Origin of the sequence: Kribbella sp. VKM Ac-2566, from assembly GCF_004366005.1 — a bacterium.
Lineage (GTDB): Bacteria > Actinomycetota > Actinomycetes > Propionibacteriales > Kribbellaceae > Kribbella > Kribbella pratensis.
This window is the reverse complement of the sequence record NZ_SODT01000009.1, coordinates 1,282,567-1,309,302: the sequence shown is the minus strand read 5'-3', so window position 1 is coordinate 1,309,302 and position 26,736 is coordinate 1,282,567. Positions and strand designations below refer to the sequence as shown.

Annotated in this window: 29 protein-coding genes; 12 read left to right on the top strand and 17 right to left on the bottom strand. The window is 69.1% G+C overall.

The window, feature by feature from the left end; genetic code table 11:
• Positions 1-66: 66 nt before the first annotated feature.
• Positions 67-963, bottom strand: a complete 897-nt coding sequence (locus tag EV647_RS17745) for an alpha/beta hydrolase family protein (protein WP_238177258.1) — start codon at positions 961-963, stop codon at positions 67-69.
• 7 nt (positions 964-970) lie between these two features.
• Positions 971-1,531 carry a PH domain-containing protein gene (locus tag EV647_RS17740; protein ID WP_134004031.1) on the bottom strand — a complete coding sequence of 187 codons (561 nt, stop codon included), beginning with the start codon at positions 1,529-1,531 and terminating at the stop codon, positions 971-973.
• 46 nt (positions 1,532-1,577) lie between these two features.
• On the opposite strand from EV647_RS17740, the gene deoC reads away from it, so the two are divergent.
• From deoC to EV647_RS17720, 4 genes are read left to right on the top strand one after another with little or no spacing between them, the layout of a single operon-like run.
• On the top strand, positions 1,578-2,534 hold the full coding sequence (gene deoC, locus EV647_RS17735; RefSeq protein ID WP_134004029.1) for a deoxyribose-phosphate aldolase: 957 nt from the start codon (positions 1,578-1,580) through the stop codon (positions 2,532-2,534).
• Positions 2,535-2,539: 5 nt separating this feature from the next.
• Positions 2,540-3,976 carry an aldehyde dehydrogenase family protein gene (locus tag EV647_RS17730; RefSeq protein ID WP_134004027.1) on the top strand — a complete coding sequence of 479 codons (1,437 nt, stop codon included), beginning with the start codon at positions 2,540-2,542 and terminating at the stop codon, positions 3,974-3,976.
• Positions 3,966-4,838 carry an aldehyde dehydrogenase gene (locus tag EV647_RS17725; protein WP_131344378.1) on the top strand — a complete coding sequence of 291 codons (873 nt, stop codon included), beginning with the start codon at positions 3,966-3,968 and terminating at the stop codon, positions 4,836-4,838. Before EV647_RS17730 ends, EV647_RS17725 begins: the two co-directional genes overlap by 11 nt.
• On the top strand, positions 4,839-5,852 hold the full coding sequence (locus tag EV647_RS17720; RefSeq protein WP_134004025.1) for a S66 peptidase family protein: 1,014 nt from the start codon (positions 4,839-4,841) through the stop codon (positions 5,850-5,852).
• A gap of 405 nt (positions 5,853-6,257) precedes the next feature.
• Here the strand turns inward: EV647_RS17720 and EV647_RS17715 are convergent, their stop codons facing one another.
• Both EV647_RS17715 and EV647_RS17710 read right to left on the bottom strand, forming a co-directional pair.
• Positions 6,258-6,854 (bottom strand): hypothetical protein, encoded by a 597-nt coding sequence (locus tag EV647_RS17715; RefSeq protein WP_134004023.1) that lies wholly within the window; start codon positions 6,852-6,854, stop codon positions 6,258-6,260.
• Between the two features lie 17 nt (positions 6,855-6,871).
• Positions 6,872-7,882 carry a serine/threonine-protein kinase gene (locus EV647_RS17710; RefSeq protein WP_134004021.1) on the bottom strand — a complete coding sequence of 337 codons (1,011 nt, stop codon included), beginning with the start codon at positions 7,880-7,882 and terminating at the stop codon, positions 6,872-6,874.
• Positions 7,883-7,931: 49 nt separating this feature from the next.
• Here EV647_RS17710 and EV647_RS17705 point away from each other — a divergent pair, with 49 nt between their 5' ends.
• Positions 7,932-8,471, top strand: a complete 540-nt coding sequence (locus EV647_RS17705; protein ID WP_133785166.1) for an RNA polymerase sigma factor — start codon at positions 7,932-7,934, stop codon at positions 8,469-8,471.
• Between the two features lie 8 nt (positions 8,472-8,479).
• Here EV647_RS17705 and pepN read toward each other — a convergent pair whose 3' ends face one another.
• Genes pepN through EV647_RS17690 form a run of 3 tightly spaced genes read right to left on the bottom strand, consistent with a single transcriptional unit; the run spans position 8,480 to position 12,431 of the window.
• The gene (pepN, locus tag EV647_RS17700; protein ID WP_134004019.1) at positions 8,480-10,921 is read right to left on the bottom strand and encodes an aminopeptidase N; all 2,442 of its coding nucleotides are present in this window, start codon (positions 10,919-10,921) and stop codon (positions 8,480-8,482) included.
• A gap of 15 nt (positions 10,922-10,936) precedes the next feature.
• Entirely contained in the window at positions 10,937-11,320 is a 384-nt protein-coding gene (locus EV647_RS17695; protein ID WP_134004017.1) for a hypothetical protein, read from the bottom strand.
• Positions 11,321-11,330: 10 nt separating this feature from the next.
• Positions 11,331-12,431, bottom strand: a complete 1,101-nt coding sequence (locus EV647_RS17690; RefSeq protein WP_134004015.1) for an NAD(P)/FAD-dependent oxidoreductase — start codon at positions 12,429-12,431, stop codon at positions 11,331-11,333.
• Between the two features lie 71 nt (positions 12,432-12,502).
• Here EV647_RS17690 and EV647_RS17685 point away from each other — a divergent pair, with 71 nt between their 5' ends.
• Positions 12,503-13,204 carry a TetR/AcrR family transcriptional regulator gene (locus EV647_RS17685; protein WP_166680360.1) on the top strand — a complete coding sequence of 234 codons (702 nt, stop codon included), beginning with the start codon at positions 12,503-12,505 and terminating at the stop codon, positions 13,202-13,204.
• Here EV647_RS17685 and EV647_RS17680 read toward each other — a convergent pair.
• On the bottom strand, positions 13,201-14,076 hold the full coding sequence (locus tag EV647_RS17680) for a LysR family transcriptional regulator (protein ID WP_134004013.1): 876 nt from the start codon (positions 14,074-14,076) through the stop codon (positions 13,201-13,203). The genes EV647_RS17685 and EV647_RS17680 overlap by 4 nt on opposite strands.
• 82 nt (positions 14,077-14,158) lie before the next feature.
• Here EV647_RS17680 and EV647_RS17675 point away from each other — a divergent pair, with 82 nt between their 5' ends.
• Together EV647_RS17675 and EV647_RS17670 are read left to right on the top strand one after the other, a co-directional pair.
• Positions 14,159-14,902 carry a sulfite exporter TauE/SafE family protein gene (locus EV647_RS17675; protein ID WP_134004011.1) on the top strand — a complete coding sequence of 248 codons (744 nt, stop codon included), beginning with the start codon at positions 14,159-14,161 and terminating at the stop codon, positions 14,900-14,902.
• Positions 14,899-15,156: a hypothetical protein gene (locus EV647_RS17670; RefSeq protein ID WP_134004009.1), complete on the top strand. Its 258-nt coding sequence runs from the start codon at positions 14,899-14,901 to the stop codon at positions 15,154-15,156. Before EV647_RS17675 ends, EV647_RS17670 begins: the two co-directional genes overlap by 4 nt.
• On the opposite strand, the gene EV647_RS17665 is transcribed toward EV647_RS17670, so the two are convergent.
• From EV647_RS17665 to EV647_RS17630, 8 genes are all read right to left on the bottom strand, one after another.
• Positions 15,157-15,651, bottom strand: coding sequence for a YkvA family protein (locus EV647_RS17665; RefSeq protein WP_134004007.1), 495 nt, complete (start codon positions 15,649-15,651; stop codon positions 15,157-15,159).
• A gap of 21 nt (positions 15,652-15,672) precedes the next feature.
• Positions 15,673-16,308 carry an aldo/keto reductase gene (locus tag EV647_RS17660; RefSeq protein WP_134004005.1) on the bottom strand — a complete coding sequence of 212 codons (636 nt, stop codon included), beginning with the start codon at positions 16,306-16,308 and terminating at the stop codon, positions 15,673-15,675.
• Positions 16,309-16,441: 133 nt separating this feature from the next.
• Complete coding sequence (locus EV647_RS17655) at positions 16,442-16,858, bottom strand: DUF3592 domain-containing protein (protein WP_134004003.1); 417 nt, start codon at positions 16,856-16,858, stop codon at positions 16,442-16,444.
• Complete coding sequence (gene xylB / locus EV647_RS17650; protein WP_202876200.1) at positions 16,859-18,307, bottom strand: xylulokinase; 1,449 nt, start codon at positions 18,305-18,307, stop codon at positions 16,859-16,861.
• Positions 18,308-18,317: 10 nt separating this feature from the next.
• Positions 18,318-19,784 carry a mannitol dehydrogenase family protein gene (locus tag EV647_RS17645; protein ID WP_202876199.1) on the bottom strand — a complete coding sequence of 489 codons (1,467 nt, stop codon included), beginning with the start codon at positions 19,782-19,784 and terminating at the stop codon, positions 18,318-18,320.
• The gene (locus EV647_RS17640) at positions 19,781-20,614 is read right to left on the bottom strand and encodes a carbohydrate ABC transporter permease (RefSeq protein ID WP_238177257.1); all 834 of its coding nucleotides are present in this window, start codon (positions 20,612-20,614) and stop codon (positions 19,781-19,783) included. The genes EV647_RS17645 and EV647_RS17640 overlap by 4 nt, the downstream gene beginning before the upstream one ends.
• Before the next feature lie 88 nt (positions 20,615-20,702).
• On the bottom strand, positions 20,703-21,668 hold the full coding sequence (locus EV647_RS17635; RefSeq protein WP_134003997.1) for a carbohydrate ABC transporter permease: 966 nt from the start codon (positions 21,666-21,668) through the stop codon (positions 20,703-20,705).
• Positions 21,669-21,679: 11 nt separating this feature from the next.
• Complete coding sequence (locus EV647_RS17630) at positions 21,680-23,047, bottom strand: sugar ABC transporter substrate-binding protein (RefSeq protein ID WP_238177256.1); 1,368 nt, start codon at positions 23,045-23,047, stop codon at positions 21,680-21,682.
• A gap of 184 nt (positions 23,048-23,231) precedes the next feature.
• On the opposite strand from EV647_RS17630, the gene EV647_RS17625 reads away from it, so the two are divergent.
• Both EV647_RS17625 and EV647_RS17620 read left to right on the top strand, forming a co-directional pair.
• Positions 23,232-24,179 carry a sugar-binding transcriptional regulator gene (locus EV647_RS17625; RefSeq protein WP_202876198.1) on the top strand — a complete coding sequence of 316 codons (948 nt, stop codon included), beginning with the start codon at positions 23,232-23,234 and terminating at the stop codon, positions 24,177-24,179.
• Positions 24,180-24,185: 6 nt separating this feature from the next.
• Positions 24,186-24,974, top strand: coding sequence for a phosphotransferase (locus EV647_RS17620; protein ID WP_134003993.1), 789 nt, complete (start codon positions 24,186-24,188; stop codon positions 24,972-24,974).
• Here EV647_RS17620 and EV647_RS17615 read toward each other — a convergent pair.
• Entirely contained in the window at positions 24,931-25,356 is a 426-nt protein-coding gene (locus EV647_RS17615) for a hypothetical protein (RefSeq protein ID WP_134003991.1), read from the bottom strand. The genes EV647_RS17620 and EV647_RS17615 overlap by 44 nt on opposite strands.
• Positions 25,357-25,424: 68 nt before the next feature.
• On the opposite strand from EV647_RS17615, the gene EV647_RS17610 reads away from it, so the two are divergent.
• Together EV647_RS17610 and EV647_RS17605 are read left to right on the top strand one after the other, a co-directional pair.
• A complete protein-coding gene (locus EV647_RS17610; RefSeq protein WP_134003989.1) occupies positions 25,425-26,024 on the top strand; it encodes an ATP-binding protein in 600 nt (199 codons plus the stop codon).
• A gap of 49 nt (positions 26,025-26,073) precedes the next feature.
• Positions 26,074-26,736, top strand: a complete 663-nt coding sequence (locus EV647_RS17605; protein WP_134003987.1) for a hypothetical protein — start codon at positions 26,074-26,076, stop codon at positions 26,734-26,736.

Genomic DNA, 26,736 nt, shown 5'->3' with positions numbered 1-26,736 from the left:
GTGCACAGGGGTTCACTCAAGGGTTGAACACGGGCTCTGACGCGGCGATTCACGCCACAGTTCCGCTCAGCGGGCGACTTTTTCGCCCAGAAATCGCAGCTGGTCAGGGAGCATGCGCCGCCAGTAGCCAGGAGTGTGTACGCCGGCCTGCTGCCCGCCGGACGCCTGCAACTGCTCGCGGAGCTCCCGGGCGGCGTCGGCGAACGGGTCGTCGCGGCCGCAGTCGATGCGGACGGCAACGTCGCGGAATCCGCTCGGCCGGTCGAACACCTGGCTGCGTTCGAAATCCGCGGCGTCGTCGAACGCTCCCGGCTGTACGTCGGCGTACCTGTGCCACAGCGCCGGGCTGAGCGCGCCGACCGCCACCGCTCGCGCGGACGGGCCGACCCGGCGCTGCCAGTAGTGCAGGGCGACCCACAGCAGGGCGCCGTACCCGCCCATCGACCAGCCGAGGACGCCGAACCGGCTGGTCTGCAGCCCCCGACGGGTCAGCAGCGGAAGGAACTCCTGGTCGAGCATGAACCCGGGATCGTTGCCGTCCGCCCGGCGATGCCAGTAGCTGTCCCGGCCGCCGTCCACGGTTGCCAGCGCGAACGGCGGCGTACCGGCCCGGACCGCGGCGGTCAGGTAGCGGTCGATGCCGAGATCGTTGACGGCCGACGTGTGGTCGCCCCCACGACCGTGCAGGACGAGGACGACGGGCAGCTCGGCCGAGGCGTCGTACCCGTCCGGATAGATGATGCTGTAGCCGACCTTCGTACGGCGGCCGAACGAGTCGAAGCTCCCGGACACCACCGGGCCCGCGGGTACGTCGGGTACGACGCCGTCCGGGCCGGTGAGACCGAGAAGGTCGTGCACCCGGGCGCGGCCGGGCAGGACGCCCGTTTCCAGCGCGGCCACCGCGGCGACGCCGGCCACCGCCGCCGCGGCGCCGGTGCGGACGAACGCGCGCCGGGTCAGCACGCGCCGGTCAGCGGACCACGGCGGCGACGACCGCGATCACGGCCAGTACGCCGAAGACGATCAGCTCGGGCGCCGCCCAGCCGCTCACCACCTCACCCTGGGACTTCCCGGCGTACTGCTCCTGGTGGTGCTCGATCCGGTTGACGACGAAGTCGGCCTTGGAGATCGAACTGTCCGCGGAGAGCTTGCGACCGCCGACCCGTTGCTTGCGAAGGTCGCGCATGACCAGTTGGACACCGGGGGCGCGTAAACGGTTGCCGTCGGTGTGGATCCGGAGGATGTCGGTCACGTCGACGCCGGTCACCTTCGACCACGGGATCTGGTGGTCGCGCAGGTGGTTACGCAGCAGCAGGTGCTCGGGGCTGAGGGTCACCGACGGCCGGATCAGCCCGACGTACGCCAGCACGATGAACATCCCGATGACGCTGCCGACCAGCAGCCCGCTCGCGGTCCGCCACTCCAGCAGTATGTCGACCAGGCCGAGCGCCCCGATCACGATCACGATGGACCCGGTGATCCGGTTCGAGGCGGACAGGTACTGCTCGCTCTCCGGCGATTTCGACTTCACCCGCACAAAGTAACCGGCAGTCCGGAACGGCACTAGACTGCCGTGGGTGACCACACTCGACAGCGGCGTCGACAGCTTGGCCGACGTGACTTCGTCCGAGGATCGGCTGCGCCGGTTCCTGCTCGGGCTGCCGGGCGTCGACCAGGTCGGCGCGGAGGCCCGCGCCGCCACCCTGGGCACCCGGTCGATCAAGACCAGCGCGAAGCAGTACGCGCTGGACCTGGCGATCCAGATGATCGACCTGACCACGCTGGAGGGACAGGACACCCCGGGCAAGGTGCGGGCCCTGTGCGCGAAGGCGAAACGGCCCGACCCGGCCGACCCGACGGCTCCGCAGGTCGCCGCGGTCTGTGTGTACCCGGACCTGGTCGCGACCGCGAAGCGCGAGCTGCAGGGCACCGGTATCAACGTCGCGAGTGTCGCAACCGCCTTCCCCAGTGGGCGTTCCAGCCTCGCGATCAAGATCCAGGACACCAAGGACGCGGTCGCCTCCGGCGCCGACGAGGTCGACATGGTGATCGACCGCGGCGCCTTCCTGTCCGGGCGGTACGCGATGGTCTTCGACGAGATCGCCGCGATCCGCGAGGCGGCCGGCGACGCGCACCTGAAGGTGATCCTGGAGACCGGCGAACTGGTCACCTACGACAACGTCCGGCGGGCCTCCTGGCTGGCGATGCTGGCCGGCGCGGACTTCATCAAGACCTCCACCGGCAAGGTGTCCCCCGCGGCCACGCTGCCCGTCACACTGGTGATGCTGGAGGCGGTCCGCGACTACCACGAGGCCACCGGGCTGCACATCGGCGTCAAGCCGGCCGGCGGGATCCGGACCGCGAAGGACGCGATCAAGTACCTGGTCACCGTCAACGAGACGGCCGGCCCGGACTGGCTGGACCCGGAGCTGTTCCGCTTCGGGGCGTCCAGCCTGCTGAACGACCTGCTGATGCAACGCACCAAGCTGGCCACCGGGCACTACCCGGGCCCCGACTACTTCACCTTGGACTGACAGGCATGAGCAGATTCGAGTACGCACCCGCGCCCGAGTCCCGGGCGATCGTGGACATCAAGTCGTCGTACGGGCTGTTCGTCAACGGCCAGTTCGTCGAGGCCACGGACGGGAAGCCGTTCAAGACCGTGTCCCCGGCGTCCGAGGAGGTGCTCGCGGAGGTCAGCGAGGCCGGACCGGCGGATGTCGACAAGGCCGTTCGCGCGGCCCGCAAGGCGTTCGACAGGGTCTGGGGCTCGATGAGCGGCAAGGACCGGGCGAAGTACCTGTTCCGGATCGCGCGGCTGATCCAGGAGCGCTCACGTGAACTCGCGGTGCTGGAGTCGCTGGACAACGGCAAGCCGATCCGCGAGTCCCGCGACGTCGACATCCCGTTGGTGGCCGCGCACTTCTTCTACTACGCGGGCTGGGCCGACAAGCTCGAGTACGCCGGTGTCGGTGACGACCCGCAGCCGTGGGGTGTCGCGGGCCAGGTGATCCCGTGGAACTTCCCGATGCTGATGCTGGCGTGGAAGATCGCGCCCGCACTGGCCGCCGGCAACACCGTCGTACTGAAGCCGGCCGAGACCACGCCGCTGACTGCCCTCGCGTTCGCGGAGATCTGCCAGCAGGCCGATCTGCCGCCGGGCGTGGTGAACATCGTCACCGGCGCCGGCCGCACCGGTCAGGCGCTGGTCGAGCACCCGGACGTCGACAAGGTCGCGTTCACCGGCTCCACCGACGTCGGCCGCGCGATCGCGAAGTCGGTGGCCGGCACCCGCAAGGCGGTCACGCTCGAGCTCGGCGGCAAGGCGGCGAACATCGTCTTCGAGGACGCGCCGATCGACCAGACCATCGAGGGCATCGTCAACGGCATCTTCTTCAACCAGGGCCACGTCTGCTGCGCGGGTTCGCGGCTGCTGGTCCAGGAGAGCGTGTACGACGAGGTGCTCGCGCGGCTGAAGCGCCGGATGGGGACGCTGCGCGTCGGCGACCCGCTGGACAAGAACACCGACATCGGCGCGATCAACTCGGCGGCGCAGCTGGCGAAGATCCGTGAGCTGTCGCAGATCGGCGAGGACGAGGGCGCCGAGCGCTGGTCGCCGGAGTGCGAGCTGCCGGCCAACGGCTACTGGTTCCCGCCGACCGTGTTCACCGGCGTCTCGCAGGCACACCGGATCGCCCGCGAGGAGATCTTCGGCCCGGTGCTGTCGGTGCTGACCTTCCGGACCCCGGCCGAAGCCGTCGAGAAGGCGAACAACACCCCGTTCGGGCTGTCCGCGGGGATCTGGACCGAGAAGGGTTCCCGGATCCTCTGGATGGCGAACCAGCTGCGCGCCGGCGTGGTCTGGGCGAACACGTTCAACCGCTTCGACCCGACGTCGCCGTTCGGCGGCTACAAGGAGTCGGGCTACGGCCGCGAGGGCGGTCGCCACGGTCTGGAGGCCTACCTTGCCCACTGACACGCAAAGGCTCGAGGTGCGCAAGACCTACAAGCTCTACATCGGCGGCGCCTTCCCCCGCAGCGAATCCGGCCGGTCGTACGTCGTGAACAATGCCAAGGGCAAGTTCCTGGCGAACGCGTCGCAGGCCTCCCGCAAGGACGCCCGGGACGCGGTCGTCGCGGCCCGCAAGGCGTTCGGCGGCTGGCACGCGCGGACGGCGTACAACCGCGGTCAGGTGCTGTACCGGATCGCCGAGGTGATGGAGGGCCGGCACCAGCAGTTCAGCGCCGAGGTCGCCGCTGGTGAAGGCCTGTCGATCTCGAAGGCTCGGGCGGTCGTCGACGCGTCGATCGACCGCTGGGTCTGGTACGCCGGGTGGGCCGACAAGCTCGCCCAGGTGGTCGGCTCTTCGAACCCGGTCGCGGGACCGTACTTCGACTTCTCGTTGCCCGAGGCAACCGGCGTGGTCGCGGTGCTCGCTCCGCAGGACTCCAGCCTGCTCGGCCTGACCAGTGTGATCGCGCCTGCGATCGTCTCCGGCAACACGGTCGTCGCTGTCTCGTCGTACGAGCGCCCGTTGCCGGCCGTGACGCTGGGCGAGGTGATGGCGACCTCCGACGTACCCGGTGGTGTGGTCAACCTCCTCACCGGGTCGGCGTCCGAGATCGGGCCGTGGCTGGCGTCGCACGACGACGTCAACGCGATCGACCTGTGCGGCATCACGTCCGACGACGAGGCCCGCGACCTTGAGATCGCCGCCGCCGGAAACCTCAAGCGGGTACGCCGTCCCGCCGAGGAGGACTGGTCCGCGGACCAGGGCCTGTCCCGCCTCACGCAGTACCTCGAACTGAAGACCGTCTGGCATCCGATCGGGGTCTGAGTGCTGAAGCCAGGTGACCGGGTCGCGATCGTCTCGCCGTCCCGGGGACTGCCGGAGATCTTTCCCGGGCCGTACGAGCTGGGGCTGCGTCGGCTGCGCGACGACTTCGGGCTGGAGCCGGTCGAGTACCCGACCACCCGGAAGCTCGCGAGCACTCCGGAGGAGCGGGCCGCGGATCTGCACGCGGCCTGGTCCGACCCGTCGATCCGCGCGGTGTTCGCGTCGATCGGCGGCGAGGACCAGATCACCGTGCTGAAGCATCTGGATCCGGCGGTGTTCCAGGCGGACCCGAAGCCGTTCTTCGGGTACAGCGACAACACGAACCTGCTGAACTTCCTGTATTCGTTGGGGTTGCCGGGTTTCCACGGCGGCAGTGTGATGGTGCAGTTCGGGCGCGGCGGCGCGATGCACCCGGACACCGAGCGGTCGCTGCGGGCGGCGATGTTCACCGGCGGCGAGTTCGAGCTGACACCTGCGAAGGCCTGGACCGACCACGACCACGACTGGAACGTCCCGGAGAACCTGGAGACCGAACCGCCACTGTTCCCCGGCACCGGCTGGACCTGGAGCGGATCGCGGGCGGTCAGCGGAAAGCTCTGGGGCGGTTGCATCGAGATCCTCGACTGGCAACTGTCCGCCAACCGCTGGATGCTTCCGACCGAGTCGTACGGCGGTGTGCTGTTCGGCGAGACGAGCGAGGAGATGCCGTCGTCCGAGACGGTCTACCGCATCCTCCGCAACTTCGGCGAACGCGGCCTGCTCGAACGCTTCGACGCAGTCCTCTGGGGCCGTCCGAAGTCCACGTCACTCGATCAGGTCCTCACGCCGGAGGAGTCGGTCGCCTACGTCGCCGGCCAGTACCTGGCGGTCGACCGCGCGCTAGCGGAGTACAACCCGAACGCGGTCGTCGTGAAGGGCCTCGACATCGGCCACACCGACCCCCAGCAAGTCCTCCCGTACGGCGGCCAGATCCACGTCGACCCAGCCGCGGAACGGATCACGGTCACCTACTGACGTAGCGCGCGGACCAACAGACCCGGTTATCCGGCGCTTGTGACGATCCGTTGGGTGGTGGTTTGCGGAACAAAAACGCCAGCCGGTGACGAAACGTTCCGGGAAGCGGCGTGAGGCCGGGTGGAGGTGACTTGGGGAGGGTCTTGTCCCGATTTGGGGGGAAGATCCACCCCAGATCCGGCGCCGGGCCGCGGGGCCGGCGAAGGCGCCGGTGAACCGGCTCTCCTGCTCGATGCGCGGGCTGCTCGTTTCGGGTGGGCACTCCCCGGTCCGGGTCTGGTCCGCGGGAGTGGGGAATGCAATGCACCTGGAACGTTCAGCAGGATTCCCCAGTCACAGACCCCCTGCACGCGACAGGTTATCCGTTCCCATTGGGGGAGGGCCGCTTCTGACACGTTGCACGGGTCACCTCACCACCGTGCGGGTCAGGGTCGGGTTCGGGTCGGGGTAGCAGGCTACCGGGGCTGTGGTGGTGACGAACTTCCACTTGATCGTGGCCTGGAAGGTGAGGCCGGGGTCGTCGTAGCTGGTGCCTTTGAGCTTGGTTTCGATGGTGGTGCCGGGGCGGCCGGACTTCAGGCGGACGCTGAGGGTCGGCAGCTGGAAGTTCGCGCCGCCGGGGATCGGGCCGGCGACCTTGATGACGGCGGCGTTTCCCTCGAGCTGCACGGTCGGGGTGGAGTTCAGGCCGGAGCCGCCGTCGAGGTGGGCGCTGACGTAGGACGAGTTCGGCGGGATCGGGACCCGGAGCGTGAGGTCGCGGACCTCCTTGAGCTTGAAGCCCTTGACCTCGCCCGGGAGCGTTCCAGGTTGCAGGTGGACGGCGATGGTGAAGCGGGTGTTGGCGGGGACGGCGGCCGGCGCCTGGGCGTCCACGGCCTGCCGCACCGAGATGGTGTGCCGGCCGAACTTGGTGTCGGCGCGGCAGGCATAGGTGGCAACCGGCGGACTGGTCGGAGCGAGCAAGGCAAGAACCACCGCAAGACTGCAGTAAGTAGCCATATGACTACTCTATGCAGTCATCGTCCGAAGAGGAACCATCCGCCGGCACCCGCGGCCACGAACACCACGGGCAGGGCGAGCAGGAACCACGCGCGCCTCCGACGGCGTCGCCGTACCGGTGGATCGGTCGCGACGGTCGTGTCCAGGTCCTCGTCAGTGATCGCGGTGCGCTCGGCCGCACGGAACGGGGCCTCCTGCTCCAGCCGGTACGCCTCTGCCTCCAGGCGTTCGGCCAACGTGTCCGCGCGCTCCCAGCGATCGGTGACGCGGTACGCCAGCGCCCGCGCGAAGATGTCGTCGAGCTGCCCGACCGAGTCGTGCAGCACCGAACGCAGGCTCGGCGGCGCGAGGTCCGGGTCCCGGTTCAGTACGTCGCCGATCGAGCCGGCGGAGTACGGCGGATGCCCGGTGACGAGTGCGTACGTGACCGCGCCGACCGCGTAGATGTCCGCCCGCTCGTCGAATCCTCCGTCGCCGCGGCCCTGCTCGGGTGCCATGTACGACGGCGTACCGACGGCCTGTGTGAGCCCGGACGCCTCCGCGGCACGTTTGGCCAGACCGAGGTCGGCGAGCACGATGCGGTGGGTTCCGCCGCCGACCTCGTCACCCGGTCGCAGCAGCAGGTTCGCCGGGGTGACGTCGCGGTGCACCACGCCCTCGCTGTGCAGGGCAGCCACCGCACGCGCCAGGTCCGCGCCCCACCAGAGCGCGTCCACCGCGTCGAGCGGCCCCTGCCGCAGTACGTCGCCCAGCGTGCCGCCGCCGACGTAGTCCATCACGAAGTACGGACGCCCGTCCGGGAGCTTGCCCAGGTCGAACACCCGGACCACGCGGTCGCTGGAGATCCGCCGCATCAACCGCGCCTCCGACAGGAAGCGTTCGCGTACGTCCGCGCGAGACGCCCAGTTGTCCGCGAGAACCTTGACGGCCACGTCGACGTCCAGGTCGTCGTCGTACCCCCGCCAGACGGTCGCGAACGCGCCCGCGCCGATCTTGTCCCGTAACCGGTAACGCCCGATGACATCCATCCCGGCTATTGTCGGTCACAACCAAGCTCAACGGTGACACTGGGGGACGATGAACGACGAGCTGGAAGAACTGGCGGCTCGGGCGGCGGCAGGAGACCAGACCGTCCTGCCACAACTCCTGCAGATGATCCGGCCGCAGGTGCAGCGGCGGGTGGCCAAGTTCCTGCCGTACCGGGAGGACGCCGAGGAGGCGGTCCAGGACACCCTGCTGCAGGTGGTGAACAAGGTGCACACCTTCAAGGGCACCGGCAGCTTCGCGGGCTGGGTGACGATCGTGGCCACCAACCAGGCCCGGCAGACCTACCGGTCGCTGAAGCGCCGCGCGGTCGAGCAGTCCGCCGAGGTCATGCCGGAGTCGGTCGACCCGCGCACCACCTCGGTCATCGCCGGCTCCCGCCTCGACCTGCTCGAGGCCCTGGAGGCCCTGGAGTCCCACCACCCGCAGCTGGTCCAGCCGCTGGTCCTGCGCGATCTCGGCGCGCTGTCGTACGCCGAGATCGCCGACGAGCTCGACGTCCCGCTCGGCACCGTCAAGGCCCGCATCCATCAGGCCCGCAAGGCCGTCGCGGAACACCTCACCGTGCGCTGACGTCACCCTCAGCCGAACGTACGGCGTACCGCCAGCGCCCGGCGCAGGTCGTCGAGGAAGTCGGCGGTCTGGCGCCGGATGCCGGACACCACGGTCTCGTCCGCGATCAGGGCCTCGGCCGGGGCGATGAGATCCGGATCCACGACGAAGCGTGGTGCCATCCGGTGCGCGGTGAGTCCGAGGACCATTCCGGAGCGGATCTCGCCGGTGTGCGGGATGTCGGTGAAGAACCGGCGGGCGTACGGCGCGGTGACGGCGGCCTGCGCCGGGTGCCAGAACCCCTCGGCCGCGGCCAGCAGCTCCTTCACGCCGACGGTCGGGTCCGTCATGATCCGCGTCCAGGCTGCCTCCTTGCCGTCGGACAGGGCGGCGCGGCAGCGAGCGGCCTGGTTGACACCTTCGCTGGACCCGTCGCGCGTGAGTTCGGCGTCGATCTCCGCTGAGCCGTAGGGCCCGAGTCGCACCAGCCGCAGGACCAAGGCCCAGCGGAGGTCTGCGTCGATCTCCAGCCCGTCCGGACCGCCGGCATCCTGGAGCCAGGAGGCCAGCAGGTCGGCGTCGTCCGTGGTCGCGATCAGTCCTCGCGCGGTCGCCAGTTGCAGGCTGCTGCCCGGAGCTGTCCTCGCCAGCTTGTCGCGCAGCGCCTCGGCCGCGAGACCGTGGTACCGGTCGTAGTCCAGATAACGACCGAGGACACGAACGTCGAGCCACTGAACGAGGGAGCCGACAGCGACGTCGCTGTCCTCGTTCGGCAAGGCGACCGTGAACAGTTCCAGCGCCTGCCGGGGATCGAGCTCGGCGTCCGCGACCGCGTCCCGGATCGAGTTCCAGATCACCGCCCGCGTCGTGCCGTCCGCGATCGCGGGCAGCACCGCGGGAAGGTTGGCGAGGCTGGTCGCATCCAGCCGGATCTTCGCCCAGGTGTCATCCCCCGCATCCGGCACCAGCACGCCGGCATCGTTGCCCAGCACAACCTCTACCGAGTCGTCAGCGATCACCGCGTCGACCGATGCGGCTGATCCGTCGGCGTCGTACGCGCCGACGCTCAGCTTGTGCAGGCGGCGGGACGCGTCCGGGCTGCTCCGGTGCAGCACGACCGCGGCGCCGGTCCGCTCGACGGTGATCGTGTCCAGCCCGGCAGTCCGCAACCATTGGCCGGACCAAGTGTCGAGGTCCCGCGCCCCCGCCTCGGTGAGCTTCGCGATGAACTCGTGCAGATCCGCGTTCCCGTACTCGTGCGCCTCCAAGTGCGCGTTCACGCCCTTGAGAAACACGTCGTCACCGAGGTACTTCGCCAGCTGCTTGAGGACCGCCGCGCCCTTCGCGTACGAGATCCCGTCGAAGTCGTCCAGCGATTGCCGCGCGTCCTTCAGGCTGTCCGGCGCGACCGGATGGGTCGAGCTGCTCTGATCCGTGTGCAGCCCCCACCACTTGCGGACGAACGCGAAATCGACCCAGTTGCCTTGGTAGCTGGTCGCGTCCTCGGCCACGCGGTGCGCCATGTACTCGGCGAACGACTCGTTCAGCCACATGTCGTTCCACCACTTCATCGTGACCAGGTCGCCGAACCACATGTGCGCCATCTCGTGCACGACGATCCGCGCCCGGGTACTGCGTTCCGCTTCGGTGGCCTGCCCGCGGAACACGAGGCTGTCGGTGAACGTCACGCAGCCCGGGTTCTCCATCGCGCCCATGTTGAAGTCCGGGACGAACACCTGCCAGTACTCGCCGAACGGGTACCGCTGCCGGAACAGCCGGTGGTACTCGTCGAACGCCTCGCGGGTGGTCCGGAACAGATCCTCGGCGTCCCGGTCGAGGTACTCCTTCAACGACTGCCGGCAGGCGAGTCCGAGCGGAATTCCGTCGTACTCGCCGCGGAGCTGGTGGTACGGGCCGGCGACCAGCGTGACGAAGTACGTCGACAGCGGCTTGGTCTCGGCGAGCGTCCACTCCCCCGGCGCGGTCCGGGTGGCGGCGCCGTTCCCCAGGACCACCCAGTCCTCGGGGCACTTCACGGTCACGGTGTACGGCGCTTTGAGGTCGGGCTGGTCGAAGCACGGGAAGTACCGCGGCGCGGACTCGAGTGAGGACATGCCGTACGTGTAGACACGACCGTCGGCCGCGTCGACCGAGCGCACCAGGCCCTCACCGTCCGCGGAGTACTTCAGCTCGGCGGTGACGACGACCTCGTTCTCCGCCTGCAGCCCGGTGAGCGGAAACCGGCCGCCGTCGAGCGCGGCGGGATCGAGCGCCTGCCCGTTGAGCTCGACGCTGATCAGCCGCTCGGGCTTCACGTCCACCCAGCTCGTGCTGCGGGTGGCGCCGAACCGGATCCGGCTCGTCGTGACGAACGTGTCCCCGTCACCGGTCAGGTCGAACGCGACCTCGTACGACCGCAGGGCCAGGCCCGTCGCCCGCTGCCGGGCCTCTTCAACTGTCAAAGCGCGCATGAGTGCACGCTATCTCTACGAGCCGGTCGTCTTCCGGCGCGCGGTATCTGCTGCCAGCGAAGCGACGGCGCGGATCTGGTCGTTCGACGTGCTCTCCAGCACCTCCGCGAGCAGCTCGGCGTCTTCCGGTTCGGCCAGCGTCGTCAGCACGTTCAGCGCACTCAGATGATCGAATCCGGCCGGGACGTCCGCGCCCGCATCGGCAGGCGGCCGGGCCACGATCCCCCGGGCGACCTGCCGCACCTCATCGGCCATCGGTTCGAGCGGGTTTCCGCCACTGACCTGCGTGTACGCCGCGGCCACCTGGTACATGTTCAACGCCCGGCACACCATGCCGGGGTTCTGGCTGTGCAGCAACGCACCGAACGCCTGCAGGGGAATCGCCTCGTCCGGATTCATACCCGAAACGCTAGTCGACGGGGTCCGGCTGGAAGAACCGCAGTACCTTCTGGGCCGCGTCCGGTCCGGAAATCATCTCCAGCGCCCTCGCGGACAGCTTCGCGGCCTCGGTGCTGCGAGCCAGCATGACCGGCTCGTAGGCCGCCACTGCGGCGTCCAGGTCAGTCGGATGCGCGGCGATGGCGAGGGCGAGCTCGGCTCCGTCCAGCATGGCCGCGTTCGCTCCCTCTCCTACCGGCGGCATCAGATGCGCGGCATCGCCGAGCAGCGTGATCCCGGACCGGCGCGGCCAGGTCAGGCCGATCGGCAGTACGGCGATCTTGCGCACCACGAACGGTTCGTCGCAGGCCTGCACCAGCCTCCCGAAGCGGGGATCCCAGCCGTCGACCAATCGGGCAGGATCAGTGCGTTCGTCGACCAGGTCCTCCGGGCCCTGCTGCGACAGGCTCACTCCGATACTGCCGTCGCCGTGCCGCTGGGCGGACAGCCGCAGGTCCGGACCGAAGACCCAGAAGTTGCCGCGGCCAACCATCTCGGCGAGTTCGGGGTGGGTGCGATCCGCGTCGTGGATGGAGCTCTGCAGCGCGATGGTCCCGGCGTACTCGGGTTGGGCGTCGGTCAGCAACCGCCGTACCCGGGAGTTCGCGCCGTCGGCGCCGACCAGCAGGTCGGCCTCCACCAGGCTGCCGTCGGTGAAATGTACGACGTACCCGCCGGCCGACCGTGGCTCCGCGTGGCTGAAGGCGCGGCCCCAGCTGATCGCGCCGGCCGGGAGCGAGTCGACGAGCAGGTCGCGCAGGTCGGCGCGGTCGATCTCCGGACGCGCCATCGGCGCATCGTCCGGGGTGTCCTGCTGGAAAAGCAGCTTGCCGGTGTGATCCAGCATCCGATGGTCCTGCCCCTCACGCCGGGCCGCGGCGAGGAACTCGCTCTCGAGCCCGGCCGTACGCAGGGCGAGCTGACCGGTGTCGGCGTGCAGGTCGAGCATGCCGCCCTGGGTCCGGGCCCGGCAGGAGGCATCCCGCTCGAAGACGACGGCGTCGATGCCGTGGACGTGCAGGACCCGAGCGAGCGTCAGCCCGCCGGGGCCGCCGCCGATGATCGCGATCATGGTCAACTCCCTTCGATACGCTGTATTGGCAATATACACTGTATCGAACGAGGCAATGTATCGTGCGACAGGTGGCAGACACTCCGTCGATCTGGGAGCGGCCCGAGCCGCCCGAGCGGCGGGCCCCCAGCCCGCTGAGCCGGGAGCGGATCGTCCGCGCCGCCGTGACGCTGGCCGACTCCGAGGGCCTCGACGCGGTCTCGCTGCGCAAGGTCGCGGCGGAACTCGACGCCGGTCCGATGCGGCTGTACCGCTACATCGGCACCAAGGACGAACTGCTCGACCTGATGGTCGACGCGGTGTACGCCGAGATTCCGCCACCGTCCGGATCCGGCTGGCGCGAAGTGGCGCGGTCGTACGCGCACGGGATCCGCGAGGCCGGCTTGCGGCACGAGTGGCTGGCCGATCTGCTCGACGGACGGCCGCGCTTCGGCCCGGCGGCCGTTATCCACGCCGAGGCCACCCTGACCGCGCTACGGGCGGCCGGCCTGCGGGAGATCGACTCGATCATGAGCACGGTCGAGGTCGTCTCCACCTATCTGCGCGGGGCGCTTCGGACCGAGGTCGGCGAGCGGCGGGCCGAACGTGCCTCCGGTCTCGACGAGCGTGAATGGCAGCACGCGATGGCGCCGCACCTGCTCGCGATGTTCGCCACCGGCGACTATCCGATGATGTCCGAGGCGATGCACGACGCCGAGCACCGCGATCCCACGGAGCGGTTCGAGCTGGGCCTGGGCTACCTGCTGGACGGCATCGAGCAGAGCCTGTCCTAGCGGGTGGCGGCTGCGTGCAGGTGGGTCGCGAGAAGGTGGGCAGGCTCGGGGGCATTCGCGGCGTAACAGAGCAAGTGCCGGCGGGTGGACCAGGAGTCCTGGAGCGGGCAGATCTCGACGGCGGTGCTGGCGTCGACCGCTCGACGGGGCACGATCGCGAGCCCTGCGCCCGCGGTGGCCAAGGTGATCAGGGCATGCAGGGTGGGTACGACGGTGCGGTAGCGCGGCGCCGGCGCGTGCGGTCCGAGGCGATCGTCCATCCACTGGCTGAGCGGCGAGTTCGGGACGAGACCGACGAGGGGATGCTCGGCAACCTCGGCGTACGCGATCGAGGCGCGGCCGGAGAGGGTGCCGCCGGCCTGGCCGATCACGACCAGCGAGTCGTCGGCCAGCGGTTCGGTCCGCAACGGGGTCGGCTCGTCGTCGAGGATCACGCCGAGATCCGCCTCACCGGCCGCGAGCAGGCGGACGCTGCGGATCGTACGGCGCTCGCTCACGTTCACGTCGTACTCCGGATGGTCGCGGAGGAACGTGGCGAGGGCGGCGGGGACGAGCTGGTGCATCGCGGACCCGCCCGCGACGAGGCGGATCGGCGCTGACCGCGACACGGCATACGACGCGACCGCGCTGTCCAGGCGGGTGGTCTCGGCTAGGACCTCGCGGGCGTGCCGGGCCAGCGTGGCGCCGGCCGGAGTCAGGCGGACACCACGGCGCTCACGCACGAGCAGAGGTACGCCCGCCTGCGCTTCGAGCGCTCTGACCCGCGCGCTCGCCGAAGGCAGGCTGAGGTGCATCAGGCGCGCGCCGCCGGTGATCGAGCCCTCTGCAGCGATATGGGTGAACAGCCGGAGATCGTCGAGGTCGTACCGCATGGGACCAGCCTACGGCTCAGACTAAGGCTGGCTACGGGGATCGCGCATTGTGGAGTGCACGCCGAACCCGGATCCTCGAAGGGTGCTCCTGATTCTCCTGGCCGGTGTCGCGGCCGGCGCGCTGAATGCCGTCGGCGGTGGTGGGAGCTTTGTGGCACTCGCAGCACTGGTCGCCGCCGGGATGCCGCCGGTCACCGCGAACGCGACCACGACCGTCGCTCTGCTGCCCGGGAACGCGACCAGCGCGTGGGTCTACCGCCGCGAACTCGAGGGCTTCCATCGCCCGTCGCCCGCCCGCCTCACGCTTGCGAGTGTGCTCGGCGGTGCGCTCGGCGCCGGACTCCTGCTGGTGTTGCCGTCAGCATCATTCGACGCGGCGGTGCCGTGGTTGCTGGCGTTCGCGACCGTCGTACTGGCGTTCGGCAAGCGGCTCACGGCGGCGCTGCGGCTCGGACGGCCGGGGCCGGCAGTGATCCTGGCCGGGCAGTTCGTGCTGGCGATCTACGGCGGGTACTTCGGCGGCGCGGTCGGGCTGATGATGCTCGCGTTCTGGACCGCGACGACCACCCTCGATCCGGCGCGCGGGAACCCGCTGCGGGTCGTGCAGGTCGCGGCGGTCTACCTGACAGCGGCGGTGATCTTCGTGTTCGCGGCCGACGTACTCTCGCAGCCGTTGCACCTGGTCGCGCTGCTGGCCGGTGCCGTGATCGGCGGGTACGCCGGGGCGCATCTCGTCCGGCGACTGCCGCCGACAATCCTCCGCGGGCTGGTCCTCACCACGGCTGTCCTGATGACCGGACTGTTCTTCGTGCGGGCGTTCGGATGAGGCCCGCTCAGCTGGCGATGGCCTACCAGGCCTGCGAGGTCGCGGACCTGGCCGCCGCGATGCTCGACTTGGACGATCCGATCGACGCCGCGGCCCAGGCGACTCGCGTGCTCGCGGCAGCTCAGCAACTGGTGGCGGCCGCGGCCCGGCTCACCAGTCCTGCAATGCCGACGGACGCTCTCCAACTGTTTGTCTACGAGCATCCCGAGGAGGCCGCCGAGGACCTCGCGGACTGGATCCGACGGCGCGCGTAGCTACGGGTTGGCGCGGCGGCCGCGGGGCGGGTCCTGGTGTGGGAGCTGCTCGCGCTCGCGGCGCAGGTACAGGCCGGCCGCGGTCGACACGCTGGTGAGCAGCCAGACCGCGACTCCCGCGTCGTCGGTGACGCCAATGACCGGCAGCAGGTCCGGGAGGATGTCGATCGGCGAGATCAGGTAGACGAGCGCCAGCAGCCAGAGGAACGTCCGGCTTTTCGGAAGGTCGGCGTACGTGCCTCGACGGACGTCCCGGAGCAGCCGCGGCAGCGCCTTGGCGCGGTCGATCACGTTGCCGACCGGCACCGGTTCGCCGTTGGCGATCTTCCGCCGCCGGATCGCCCGTCGGCGCACCACACCCAGCGCCCCGACCCCGGCGCCGATCACGAGCAGCCCGATCCCGACCGCGACGGCAGGCAGCCCGACAACGTCATCGTCGCGCATCAGCAACGTCAGCAGCCCGATCAGCCCGAGCAACCCGCCGAAGTACACCATCTACCCACTGTAGAGCGCGGTTCAGCCGACCGGACCCAATGCAGCGAGGCGGGCGAGGTGGTCCGGAGTCAGTTCGAGCCCGGCGGCCGCGACATTCTCCTCGAGATGCCCGATCGAGCTGGTCCCCGGGATCGGCACCACCACGGGCGACCGATGCAGCAGCCAGGCCAGCGACAGCTGCGCGGCGGTCGCTCCGAGCTCGGCGGCGACCATCCCGAGAAGCTGCGAACCGGCGTGCTCACCGTGCGCGATCGGGACCCAGGGGACGAACGCGATCCCCTCCGCGGTGCAGTAGTCCAGGACGTCCTCGTGCCGGCGGTCGGTCAAGTTGTACCGGTTCTGCACGCTGACCACGTCGACGTACTGCCTGGCCTCGCGCAACTGCTCCACGGACACCTCCGACAGCCCTACATGCCTGACCTTGCCCTCGGCAACCAGTCGTGCCAGCGCACCGAGCTGGTCGGCGAACGGTACGGCGGGATCGATCCGGTGCAGCTGCAGGAGATCGATCCGCTCGACCTGTAGCCGCCGCAGACACAGCTCCGCAGCCTGCCGCAGGTACTCCGGCCGCCCGCACGGCGTCCACGCGGCGGGTGACGGGCGGGTGTGACCCACCTTGGTGGCGATCAGCACGTCGCCGGTCTGGTCACGCGGCACCGGTCGGGCCGCACGGTCCTTTACGCCCGCTCCGCGGCGGCCGAGGCGCTCCTTGTCGCCGGCGCCTGATCTTTCCGGAAGAAATTCGTCACCGGACGCACAATTCTTTCCGGAAACCTACACCGGGCAGGCGTTACGGCCAGAGCCCGACGATGCCGTAGGCGAGGAACCCGGCGGCTATGAGTCCGAGGATGACGCCCGGGATCCAGTAGTCGAACCCGTAGTCGGCAGCCTGCATGCGGCTCGGCTTCTTCGGGTCGTACACGACCTGGATCGTGTCCCCGGGGTCGGCGTCCTCGTAGTTCGAGGTGTCGTCGGTGACCGTCTCCCCGGCGAGCGTCCGGTACCTGACCGTGATGGACGACGACTTGCCGTTGGACTCGTCCAGGACTGTCGCGCTGACCACCTCACCGCGGTGCTTCAGCAGGTACAGGTCGTGGATCTCGAAGTACCCGATCCCGATGAACACCGCCGCTGCCACGAGGCTCACAGCGGCCTCGAGTCGATCGTCGCCGCGGTGCTTGCCGCGGTGTGACCGAGGCCCGCTCACCTACTGGTTGTAGGGCTGGGCGAGGAGGGGGCGGGTGTTGGTGAGGACCTGTTCGTAGTTGGCTCGGATGGTGGTGGCGTCGACGGTGATGGCGGGCTCGGGTTTGCCGACCGGGATCTGCCAGGTGGGCGGGGTCGCGGCGCCGGACAGGGCCCAGGCGGCTTGGCGGGCTGCGCCCAGGGCGACGTACTCGGCCGGCTCGGGGAGGACGACCTCGGCACCGAGGAGGGCCGGCGCGAGAGCCTGTACGGCGCGGGAGCGGGCGCCACCGCCGAGAAGCAGGACGCGCTGGACCGGCAGGCCCTGGTCGCGGAGCGCGTCGACGGCGTCGGCGAGGCCGCAGAGCAGACCCTCGACCGCGGCGCGGGCCATCGTCGCGGGCTGCATCGTCGCGCGGGTCAGGCCGTAGATCAGGCCGGTCGAGTGCGGGAGGTCCGGCGTACGTTCGCCGTCCAGGAACGGGAGCAGGACCAGGCCGTCACTCCCAGGTGAGGTCAGCGCGGCCTCGTCGAAGGCGGAGAGCTCCAGGCCGAGCATCTGCGCGGTCGCGGACATCACGCGGGCCGCGTTCAGCGTGCAGACGAGCGGCAGGTACTCGCCGGTGGCGTCCGCGAAGCCGGCCACCAGGCCGGTCGGGTCAGCGGTCGGGTGCGTCGACCGCGCGAACGCCGTACCGCTGGTGCCGAGGGAGACGGCGACGTCGCCGGGCTGCAGGTCGAGACCGAGCGCGGCGGCCGCGTTGTCACCGGTGCCGGCCGCGATCGCCGCGCCGAAGGAAGTCTGGCCGACGATCTCCGCCGGTCCGGCGACACGCGGCAACGCGAGCTGACGACCGAACGCGAGCTCGACCAGATCAGTCCGGTAGTCGTTCGTGGTCGGTGACCACCACCCGGTCCCGGACGCGTCGCCGCGATCGGTGGTGATCCCCTCGATGCCGTGCCGGTCGGCGGCGAGCCGATGCGTCATCCAGTCGTGGGGCAGGACGACGGCGGCCGCCCGGCGCGCGGCGTCGCGACGTACCTCGGCTGCACCTCGCGCGGCCTCGTCCCGCAGCCAGCGCAGCTTCGTGACGGTGAAGCTCGGGACCGGAACTGAGCCGATCGCCTCGGCCCACGCCTCCGGGCCGCCGAGCTCGGCGATCAGCTCGGTGGTGGCGTCGGCGGAGCTGGTGTCGTTCCAGAGGACGGCCGGGTGGACGACCTCACCGGAGTCGTCCAGCAGGACCATCCCGTGCTGCTGACCGCCGATCGCGACCGCCTCGACGCCGTCGAGCAGACCGTCGGAAGCGATCTGCCACGCCTGCCACCACGCTTCCGGGTCGACCTGCGTCCCGTCCGGGTGCGGTGCCCGGCCTTCCCGCAGTACCGCTCCGGTCTCCGCGTCGCACACGACCACCTTGGTCGCCTGGGTGGAGCAGTCCACCCCGGCAACCAGTCTCAGCTCAGTCATGGCGTCCAGACTAGAGGGCTTCCAACGTTGCCCGCGCGCCGATCTCGTGGAGTGACTTCAGGGCCGCCCTGTACTGCGTGACGAACTGCTCGTTCTGCGCGAGGTCACCGAACAGGTCGGGGTCCGAGATGAACACCAGCGGATCGTCCCGGTTGTGCTGCGCCCGCTCGACCAGCTTGTCGCGCAACCGGTCGACGACCTCGATCGGCTCACCCTGCTCGTCGACACCCTCGGCGTACCGCGCCCAGGACGCGACCACGAGCACCGAGCGCTTGATCTCCCGCCCGGCCGCGAGTTGCTCACGCACCACCGGCAGCAACCACTTCGGGATCCGGTCAGAGCTCTCCGCGCACAGCCGCGCCAGCGTGTCCCGTGCTTCGGGATTCGCGAACCGCTCGATCAGTTGGTGCTTGTAGCGGTCCAGATCGACCCCGGGCACCGGCGGCAACGTCGGCGTACCTTCGTGGTCCATGTAGCCGAGCAGAAAGTCGACGTACAGCTTGTCCTGGCAGACCTCGTGGGCGTACCGGTACCCGTCCAGGTACCCGAGGTAGCACAGCGCCTGATGCGAGGCGTTCAGCAGCCGCAACTTCATGAACTCGTACGGCTCGACGTCCTCGACGATCTGGACCCCGACCTCCTCGTACGGCGGGCGCTCGCCGCCGAAGTCGTCCTCGAGCACCCATTGCGTGAACGGCTCGCACACCACGGGCCAGCCGTCCTCGACCCCGAACCGCTCGGCCAGCGCCTCCCGGTCGGCGTCCGCGGTGACCGGCGTGATCCGGTCGACCATGCAGTTCGGGAACCGCACCTCGTTCTCGAGGAACTCCGCCACCGACGGATCCTTCAACCGGGCGAAGGACGCGAGCATCTTGCGCGCCACGTGCCCGTTGCCCGGGATGTTGTCGCACGACATCACGGTGAACGGCGGTACGCCGGTCTCACGTCGCCGGCGCAGTGCCTCGACGATGAACCCGAACGCGCTCCCCGGTGTCGCGCCCGGCTCGAGGTCCGCGGCCAGCGCCGGATCGGAAGCGTCGAGCTCCCCCGTCACCTGGTTCACGTGGTACCCGCCCTCGGTGATCGTCAGCGAGACGATCCGGGTCGCCGGGTCGACGAGACGGTCGAGGACCGCGGACGGGTCGTCCGGCGCGAACAGATAGTCGACGATCGACCCGATCACGCGCGGCTCGAGCGTCCCGTCCGGATGCTTGATCACCAACGTATAGAGACAGTCCTGGGCGGCCAGTACGTCGGCCATCCGCCGGTCGTGCGGCAGCACGCCGACGCCGACGATCCCCCAGTCCAGCGCCTTGCCGTCGTTCATCAGCCGGTCCAGGTACATCGCCTGGTGCGCCCGGTGGAAGCCACCGACCCCGAAGTGCACGATCCCCGGCGTCACCGCCGTACGGTCGTACGACGGGACGGCGACCTCGTTGCCGAGCGCACCCAACGACGCGGTGTTCAGTACCGTCACTTGACCGCCCCCAGCGACAGGCCCTGGACGAGCTTGTCCTGGGCCGCGAACCCGGCGATCAGCACCGGCAGCGACACCACGATGGACGCGGCACATACTTTGGCGAGGAACAACCCTTGACTGGTCACGAACCCAGTCAAGAACACCGGAGCCGTCTGCGCCACTGTGCCGGTCAGCACCCGGGCGAACAGCAGCTCGTTCCAGCTGAAGATGAAGCAGATGAGCGCGGCCGACGCGATCCCCGGTGTGACGATCGGCGCCACCACGGAGCGCAGCGTGCGAGGCAGGTTCGCCCCGTCGACCGAGGCCGCCTCGAGGATCTCCACCGGCACCTCGGACAGGAAGCTGCGCAGCATCCAGACCGCGATCGGCAGGTTCATCGAGGTGTACAGGATGATCAGCAGCCAGATGTTGTCCAGGAACCCGACCGACTGCGCGAACAGGTAGATCGGCAGCAGGCCGGCCACCACCGGCAGCATCTTGGTGGACAGGAAGAAGAACAGCACGTCCGTCCACTTCTTCACCGGCCGGATCGACAGCGCGTACGCCGCCGGGAACGCGAGCAGGATGACCAGCGCCGTGGACAGGATGCTCGCCGTCAGCGAGTTCGCGATCGACGGCCACGGGCCCGTGTCGAAGAACGACTTGTAGCCGTCCAGCGTCAGCGGCGCCCCCAGGTCCGGCGGGTTCTTCGCCGCGTCCTCCTCGCTGTGGAACGAGGTCAGCAGCATCCACAGCACCGGCAGCACGAACAAGATCCCGACGATCCACGCCAGCCCGCCCAGGAAGAACCCACCACCCCGGCTCTTCTTCCCGGTAACGATCGTCACCTGGCCGCTCATCGTCGTCCTCGCTTCGCTCCGGGCGCCGACGAGGCACCGAGCGCACTGTGTTGGATTGTGAATTCGCTTCGCTCATTCACCGTCCAGTCTCCTCTCGGAACAGCGTGGACACCGAGCGCAGCGCGAAGGTGGCGATGGCGATCGTGCCGATCACCACGATCACACCGGCCGCGGACGCCCGGCCGTAGTCGTGCGCGGTGTAGAAGGTCTGGTAGATCGTGTACGGGAGGTTCGCCGTACCGAGGCCGCCGGACGTGATCGTGAAGACCGCGTCGAAGTTCTGGACGACGTAGATCGACCCGAGCAGCGCGGACAGCTCCAGGTACTGGCGCAGGTGCGGCAGTGTCATGTAGCGGAAGATCTCCCACTGGTTCGCGCCGTCGATGCCGGCCGCCTCGATCACGTCCAGCGGACGGCTCTGCAGACCGGCCAGCAGGATCAGCATCATGAACGGCGTCCACTGCCAGACCAGCGCGAAGATGATCGACCACAACGGCTGGTTGCTGATCCAGTCCGGCTGCGGCGCGTTGTCACCGAACAACCACTTCAGCACGCCGTTGAACAGGCCGTACGTCGGGTTGTAAAGCGCATGCTTCCACAACAGGGCCGCGGCCACCGGTACGACGAGGAACGGCGTGATCATCATCGTCCGGACCACACCTCGGCCGCGGAACTTGCGGTCCAGCAGCAGGGCGATCAGCAGCCCGAACACCAGGCTGATGAGGACGACGCCCGCGGTCAGCAGGATCGTCACCCAGATCGCGTGCCGGGTGTTCGCGTCGGTGATCACCCGGCGGAAGTTGTCGATCCCGGCGAAGCCGCGCTCGTCGGGGTAGTACGCGTTCCAGTCCATGAAGGACACGACGATCGTGACCACGAACGGCAGCTGGGTCACGATGATCATGAACACCAGCGCGGGCAGCAACGGACCTCGTCGGGCCCAGTCGCCGGTCCTGCGCATCAGCGTGCTTTCGGAACCCGGCGGCGGCGTCGCGTGCCGGCGCCGCGGCGCCTTGGTGTCAGGTTTCGCTTCTACAGACATGACCCGGCCCCTTACTTCGCTTGCCGCGAGCGGTACCGCTCGGCGACGTCGTCGGCGAGCACCTGCCCGCGTTTCAGTGCCTCGTCGACGCTCATCCGTCCCGCGATCGCCGAGCTCACGTCCTGACTGACCTGGGTCCCGAGATCCGGGAACTCCGGGATGTCGATGAACTGGATCCCCGGCGCCGGCCGCGGCTGGGTGCCCGGGTCCTTCGGGTCCGCGTTCTCGATCGCGCTCTTGGTCGGCTCCGCGAACGCCGACGCCTCCTTGACGTACGCCGGGAGCTCGTAGGTCGACGCGCGCTTGCCGGCCGGAACGTTGGACCAGCCAACCTTCTCGCCGACGAGCTTCTCGTAGTCCTTGCCGGACGCCCAGGAGATGAACTTCCAGGCGTTGTCCTTCTTCTTCGAGGCTTCCTGGATGCCCCACGCCCACGCGTACAGCCAGCCGGAACTGTCGGTCTTCACGACCGGCGCGGGCGCGTAGCCCATCTTGCCCTTGACCGGCGAGTTCGGCGCCTCGAGCGAACCGGCTGCCGAGGTGGCGTCGTACCACATCGCGACGTTGCCCTGGATGGTGTTGTTCAGGCACTCGGTGAAGCCCGCCTGCGGCGCGCCCGCCTCACCGTGCGCGCGGACCAGGTCGACGTAGAACTTGGTCGCCTCGGTGAACTCCGGCGAGTCGACCTTTGCCTGCCAGTCCTGGGTGAACCAGGTGCCGCCGAAGGTGTTCACCACCGTCGTGAGCGGCGCGAACAACTGGCCCCAGCCGGGTTGGCCACGCAGGCAGATACCGCGCATCCCCGGCTGCGCGTTGTCCACCTTGGCCGCGATGTCGGCGACCTCCTGCCAGGTCGGCTTGTCCGGCATCGTCACGCCCTTGGCCGCCAGGATGTCCTTGCGGTACATCAGGAACGACGACTCGCCGTAGAACGGTTCGCCGTAGATCTTGCCGTCGTCCGCGGTCATCGACTGCGTCATCGACTTCAGTACGTCGTCCTGGTCGAACGACGAATCCTTGTCGATGTAGTCCGACAACGGCGCGATCCACTTGCTCTTGGCATAGATCGGGATCTCGAAGTTGCTCACCGACGCCACGTCGTACTGACCGGCCTGGCTGGAGAACTCCTGGCTGATCTTGTCCCGGACGTCGTTCTCCGGCAGCACGGTGAAGTTCACCTTGATGCCGGTCTGCTTGGTGAAGTTGTCGGCGGTGAGTTTCTGCAGATCGACCATCTGCGGGTTGTTCACCATCAAGACGTTGATGCTGTCGCTGCCACCACCGCCGCCACCGCCACCACCCCAGCCGGCGCAGCCGCTGACCGCACTCACCAGGACTGCGACTCCGACCGCGCCGATGCGTTTGCGCCTACTGACCACGAGCCACTCCCTTGACCCAACCCCCCGCCGAGTGAAGCGAGGCGGTGCTGTTGGCTTTGGTTTTGGCGTGCTCATTTGAGCACGGCTCTGCTCACACCATGAGTAGACCGGGAAGGCACTTGACCTGTCAAGGGTCTGTGCAACACTTGGGGACACGTGTGCTCATATGAGCGGGGAGGCGTTGATGGAGACGTTCGGGCCGGCACAGCTGGTGCTCACCGCGTCGATCGCGCGGCGGTACTACGTCGACGGCCGGTCGAAGGTGGAGATCGCGGACGAGTTCCGGCTCAGCCGGTTCAAAGTCGCGCGATTGCTCGACCAGGCTCGCAGCAGTGGGCTGGTGCGGATCGAGATCAGCCATCCCGGCGCCATCGATCTCGACCTGTCCGCCCGCCTGCAGGAGGCCCTCGGGCTGCGCCGGGCGATCGTGGTGGACACCCCCGAGATCGACGAGCCCGCCCTGCGGACGCAACTCGGGAAGGCCGCGGCGGATCTGCTGTCGGAGATCGTCACGGCCGAGGACGTGCTCGGGCTGGCGTGGGCGCGGGCGGTGACCGCGATGACCGAGCAACTCACCTCACTCGCGCCGGTTCCGGTCGTCCAGTTGACGGGCGCGCTGACCCGTCCGGACGTCGAGGCGAACTCCGTCGAGCTCGTGCGGCACACCGCGCGCCTGTCGGGCGGACCGGCGTACCTGTTCTATGCGCCGCTCGTCGTGCCGGACGCGGCGACAGCGCGTGCGTTGCGGCAGCAGCCGGAGGTCGCGGAGGCGATCAGCCATTTCGACTCCGTGACGAAGGCCGTCGTCGGCCTCGGGTCGTGGGCGGCGGGACAGTCGACGCTGTACGACGCGATGGACGAGAAGGCCTGTGAACAGCTCCAGAAGCGCGGGGTCGTGGCGGACATCTCGGGCGTTTTCGTGGACGCGGACGGCGCGTCGGTGCAGAGCCGGGTCACCGATCGGGTGATCGCGATCAACGCCGAACAGATGGACCAGATCGACGAGGTGATCGCGATCCCGTACGGGCTCGCGAAGGTCGCGGCGGTGCGGGCCGCCGTACGCAGCGGGCTGGTGAACGCGATCGTTACCCACGCACCCCTGGCGAAGGCCCTGCTGGAGCAGTCAGACTGACCGGCGATGCCTGCTGCTGAGGTCGAGTTGGTCGGAGGTACGGCGAACCGCGGGTTGGTGGTGCGGGTCGGGGATACCGTCCGGCGACCGCTGCGTGCCAGTAGTACGGCGACGCATGCGCTGCTGCAGCACCTGGAAAGCGTCGGATTCAAGGGGGCGCCGGCGTTCCTCGGGGTGGACTCGCAGGGGCGGGAGGTCCTCTCGTACCTGCCCGGAGAGACCGTTACAGCGCCGTACCCGTCCTGGTCGATGACGGACAAGGCGCTCGACAGTGTGGCGGTGCTCCTGCGGTCGTACCACCAGGCGGTTGCGGACTTCCGGCCCGCCGGGCTCGAGTGGGCCGAGCCGGTGCCTGCCGGCTACGTGACCGGGCTGATCAGCCACAACGATCCGAACCTCGACAACGTGGTGTTCCGCGACGGCGTCGCGGTCGCACTCATCGACTTCGACCTGGCCGGACCTGGGTCGGCCCTGTGGGACGTCGCGACCGCCGTTCGACTGTGGGCACCGCTGCGCCCGGACGCGGACATCCACGACGTACGGCGCGGGCAGTCGCTCGCTCGTCTGCGCCGCTTCGCGAACGCGTACGGCCTGACCGACGCGGACCGCCTCCGCCTGGTCGACGCCGCCGCAGACAACCACATCTGGTGCATGGACTACGTCCGCCGAGGCTCCGAAGCCGGCCACCCGTGGTTCCACCAACGCTGGACAACGGGCGAAGCGGAGCTCACCGACCGCACCAACCGCTGGTTCAAACAGTCGGCGGCCGCACTCCGTCAGGCGCTTCTGGATTGAGCTCCCGCTCGGCCTCCTGCCTGCCCTCGTAGTACTTGTCCTGCAGCCGCTGGACGAACGGCGGGATGAAGATCGACGCGATGCTCGGAAAGTTGCCCCACCCGTCGTCGCCCAGCGCGTACACCACGAACTCGGCACAGAGCAGGGCGATCACGACGATCCAGCCGCTCCGGCTGATTCGTGGCCCTTCGGCGGACATCAGCCCGCGCCGCGTGACTGCTCCGATGCCGAACATGACCCCGATCAGCAGGAACACGCTTCCCCGCGCGATCAGGTACCACTGGTCGGCTTCGGCGTACGCGCCGTACCCGCGAAAGACGAGCACCGCGGACACAACCGCCAATACCGCCATCACCGCGTAGAACGCAGCCCCAAGCTTCATCTTCGGCATACCTGACTATCGCAGGTGGGGATTGGCTGTTACTGCAGGAAGTGGAAGAGAATGTGCCGGTGCGTTCACGGGTGGTGTTGCTGGCGGGGCCTTCGGGGGCGGGGAAGTCGCGCCTGGCGGAGCGGGTCGGACTGCCCGTCGTACGGCTGGACGACTTCTACCGCGACGGCGACGACGACGCGATGCCCCGATCGCCGCTTGGGATCGTCGATTGGGACGATCCACGCTCCTGGGACGGCGACCGCGCGGTCGCGGCCCTGGAGCAGTTGTGTACGACGGGAACCGCCGACCTCCCGATCTACGACATCGCGGCCGACGGCACCGTCGGTCACCGACCCGTCACCACCGGCGACTCGCCGCTGATCGTTGCTGAAGGCATCTTCGCCGACCAGATCACCGGCGCGCTCCGCGACCGCGACCTGCTGGCGACCGCGATCTGCGTGTACCACCACCGCCTCGTCACGTTCGTCCGGCGGTTCCAGCGCGACCTCCGCGAGCACCGCAAACCCCCGCTGACGCTGCTCCGCCGCGGTCTGCTGCTGCTCCGCGACGACCCGCAGGTGGTCCGCCGTTGCGTCGCCGCGGGCTGCGAACCGCTGCATCCGAAGGCCGCCCGCGCCCGGATCGAGACGCTTCTCACGCAGGCGACGTCTCAGTAGTCCCGACTCGTTCGCCTGAAGTTCACCCAACTCTGTTCGTATCGGGACCATGAGGCGGAATGGGCCGGCCGTTGCCGTCGCGGTGACCGCGGCACTGCTGGGCGTGACCGGCTGCGGGACCGCGGACGGTACGTCGGCCGTCGCTGCCCAGACGCCGGCCACGAAGCATTCCGCGCTGTCCGGGACGACGGACAAGTCCGCGAAGAGCACTCTCGCCGGGCTGGTCGCGCTTCCCCGCGGGTACGTCGCGGATCCGCGCAACGTCACCGGTCCGTTCACTGCGTCGTCGTACCTGAACACCTGGTCCGCCGACCCGGCGCTGGACCGCGCCCTGCTGCTGAACGCGAGCTTCGTCGAGGGGTACCGGGCAACCCGGCTCAGCCCCGACAAGAAGAAGCGCTACACCGTGCAACTGTTCAAGACCGGCTCGGCCGCCAAGGCGAAGGCGCTGCAGAAGGGCCTGTGGAACCAAGACCTCCACGACCACCCCTTCACGATCCCGAACGCGCTCTCCGACGCCCGGGTCGAGTACGACGGCAGCACCGACCAGACGGTCGCCCTCGCCGAGGCCAGCCTCGCAGTGGGCCCGATCGTCGTAGAACTCACGGTCCGCGAGGTCAGTGCCCTAGGCACCCACCTCATGCCCGACACCACCCTCATCACTGCCCTCGCCAAAGAGCAGCACACCCGCCTGACCACAACCTCCAGCTGA

Bases quoted from the DNA above. Each gene is read 5' to 3' on its own strand.
- EV647_RS17670 (WP_134004009.1), top strand. From the start codon at position 14,899: ATGAGGCCCGCTCAGCTGGCGATGGCCTACCAGGCCTGCGAGGTCGCG.
- EV647_RS17615 (WP_134003991.1), bottom strand. From the start codon at position 25,356: ATGAAGCTTGGGGCTGCGTTCTACGCGGTGATGGCGGTATTGGCGGTT.
- EV647_RS17625 (WP_202876198.1), top strand. From the start codon at position 23,232: ATGGAGACGTTCGGGCCGGCACAGCTGGTGCTCACCGCGTCGATCGCG.
- EV647_RS17680 (WP_134004013.1), bottom strand. From the start codon at position 14,076: ATGCGGTACGACCTCGACGATCTCCGGCTGTTCACCCATATCGCTGCA.
- EV647_RS17605 (WP_134003987.1), top strand. From the start codon at position 26,074: ATGAGGCGGAATGGGCCGGCCGTTGCCGTCGCGGTGACCGCGGCACTG.
- EV647_RS17665 (WP_134004007.1), bottom strand. From the start codon at position 15,651: ATGGTGTACTTCGGCGGGTTGCTCGGGCTGATCGGGCTGCTGACGTTG.
- EV647_RS17730 (WP_134004027.1), top strand. From the start codon at position 2,540: ATGAGCAGATTCGAGTACGCACCCGCGCCCGAGTCCCGGGCGATCGTG.
- EV647_RS17715 (WP_134004023.1), bottom strand. From the start codon at position 6,854: ATGGCTACTTACTGCAGTCTTGCGGTGGTTCTTGCCTTGCTCGCTCCG.
- EV647_RS17620 (WP_134003993.1), top strand. From the start codon at position 24,186: ATGCCTGCTGCTGAGGTCGAGTTGGTCGGAGGTACGGCGAACCGCGGG.
- pepN (WP_134004019.1), bottom strand. From the start codon at position 10,921: ATGCGCGCTTTGACAGTTGAAGAGGCCCGGCAGCGGGCGACGGGCCTG.
- xylB (WP_202876200.1), bottom strand. From the start codon at position 18,307: ATGACTGAGCTGAGACTGGTTGCCGGGGTGGACTGCTCCACCCAGGCG.
- EV647_RS17710 (WP_134004021.1), bottom strand. From the start codon at position 7,882: ATGGATGTCATCGGGCGTTACCGGTTACGGGACAAGATCGGCGCGGGC.
- EV647_RS17690 (WP_134004015.1), bottom strand. From the start codon at position 12,431: ATGATCGCGATCATCGGCGGCGGCCCCGGCGGGCTGACGCTCGCTCGG.
- EV647_RS17635 (WP_134003997.1), bottom strand. From the start codon at position 21,668: ATGTCTGTAGAAGCGAAACCTGACACCAAGGCGCCGCGGCGCCGGCAC.
- EV647_RS17705 (WP_133785166.1), top strand. From the start codon at position 7,932: ATGAACGACGAGCTGGAAGAACTGGCGGCTCGGGCGGCGGCAGGAGAC.
- EV647_RS17695 (WP_134004017.1), bottom strand. From the start codon at position 11,320: ATGAATCCGGACGAGGCGATTCCCCTGCAGGCGTTCGGTGCGTTGCTG.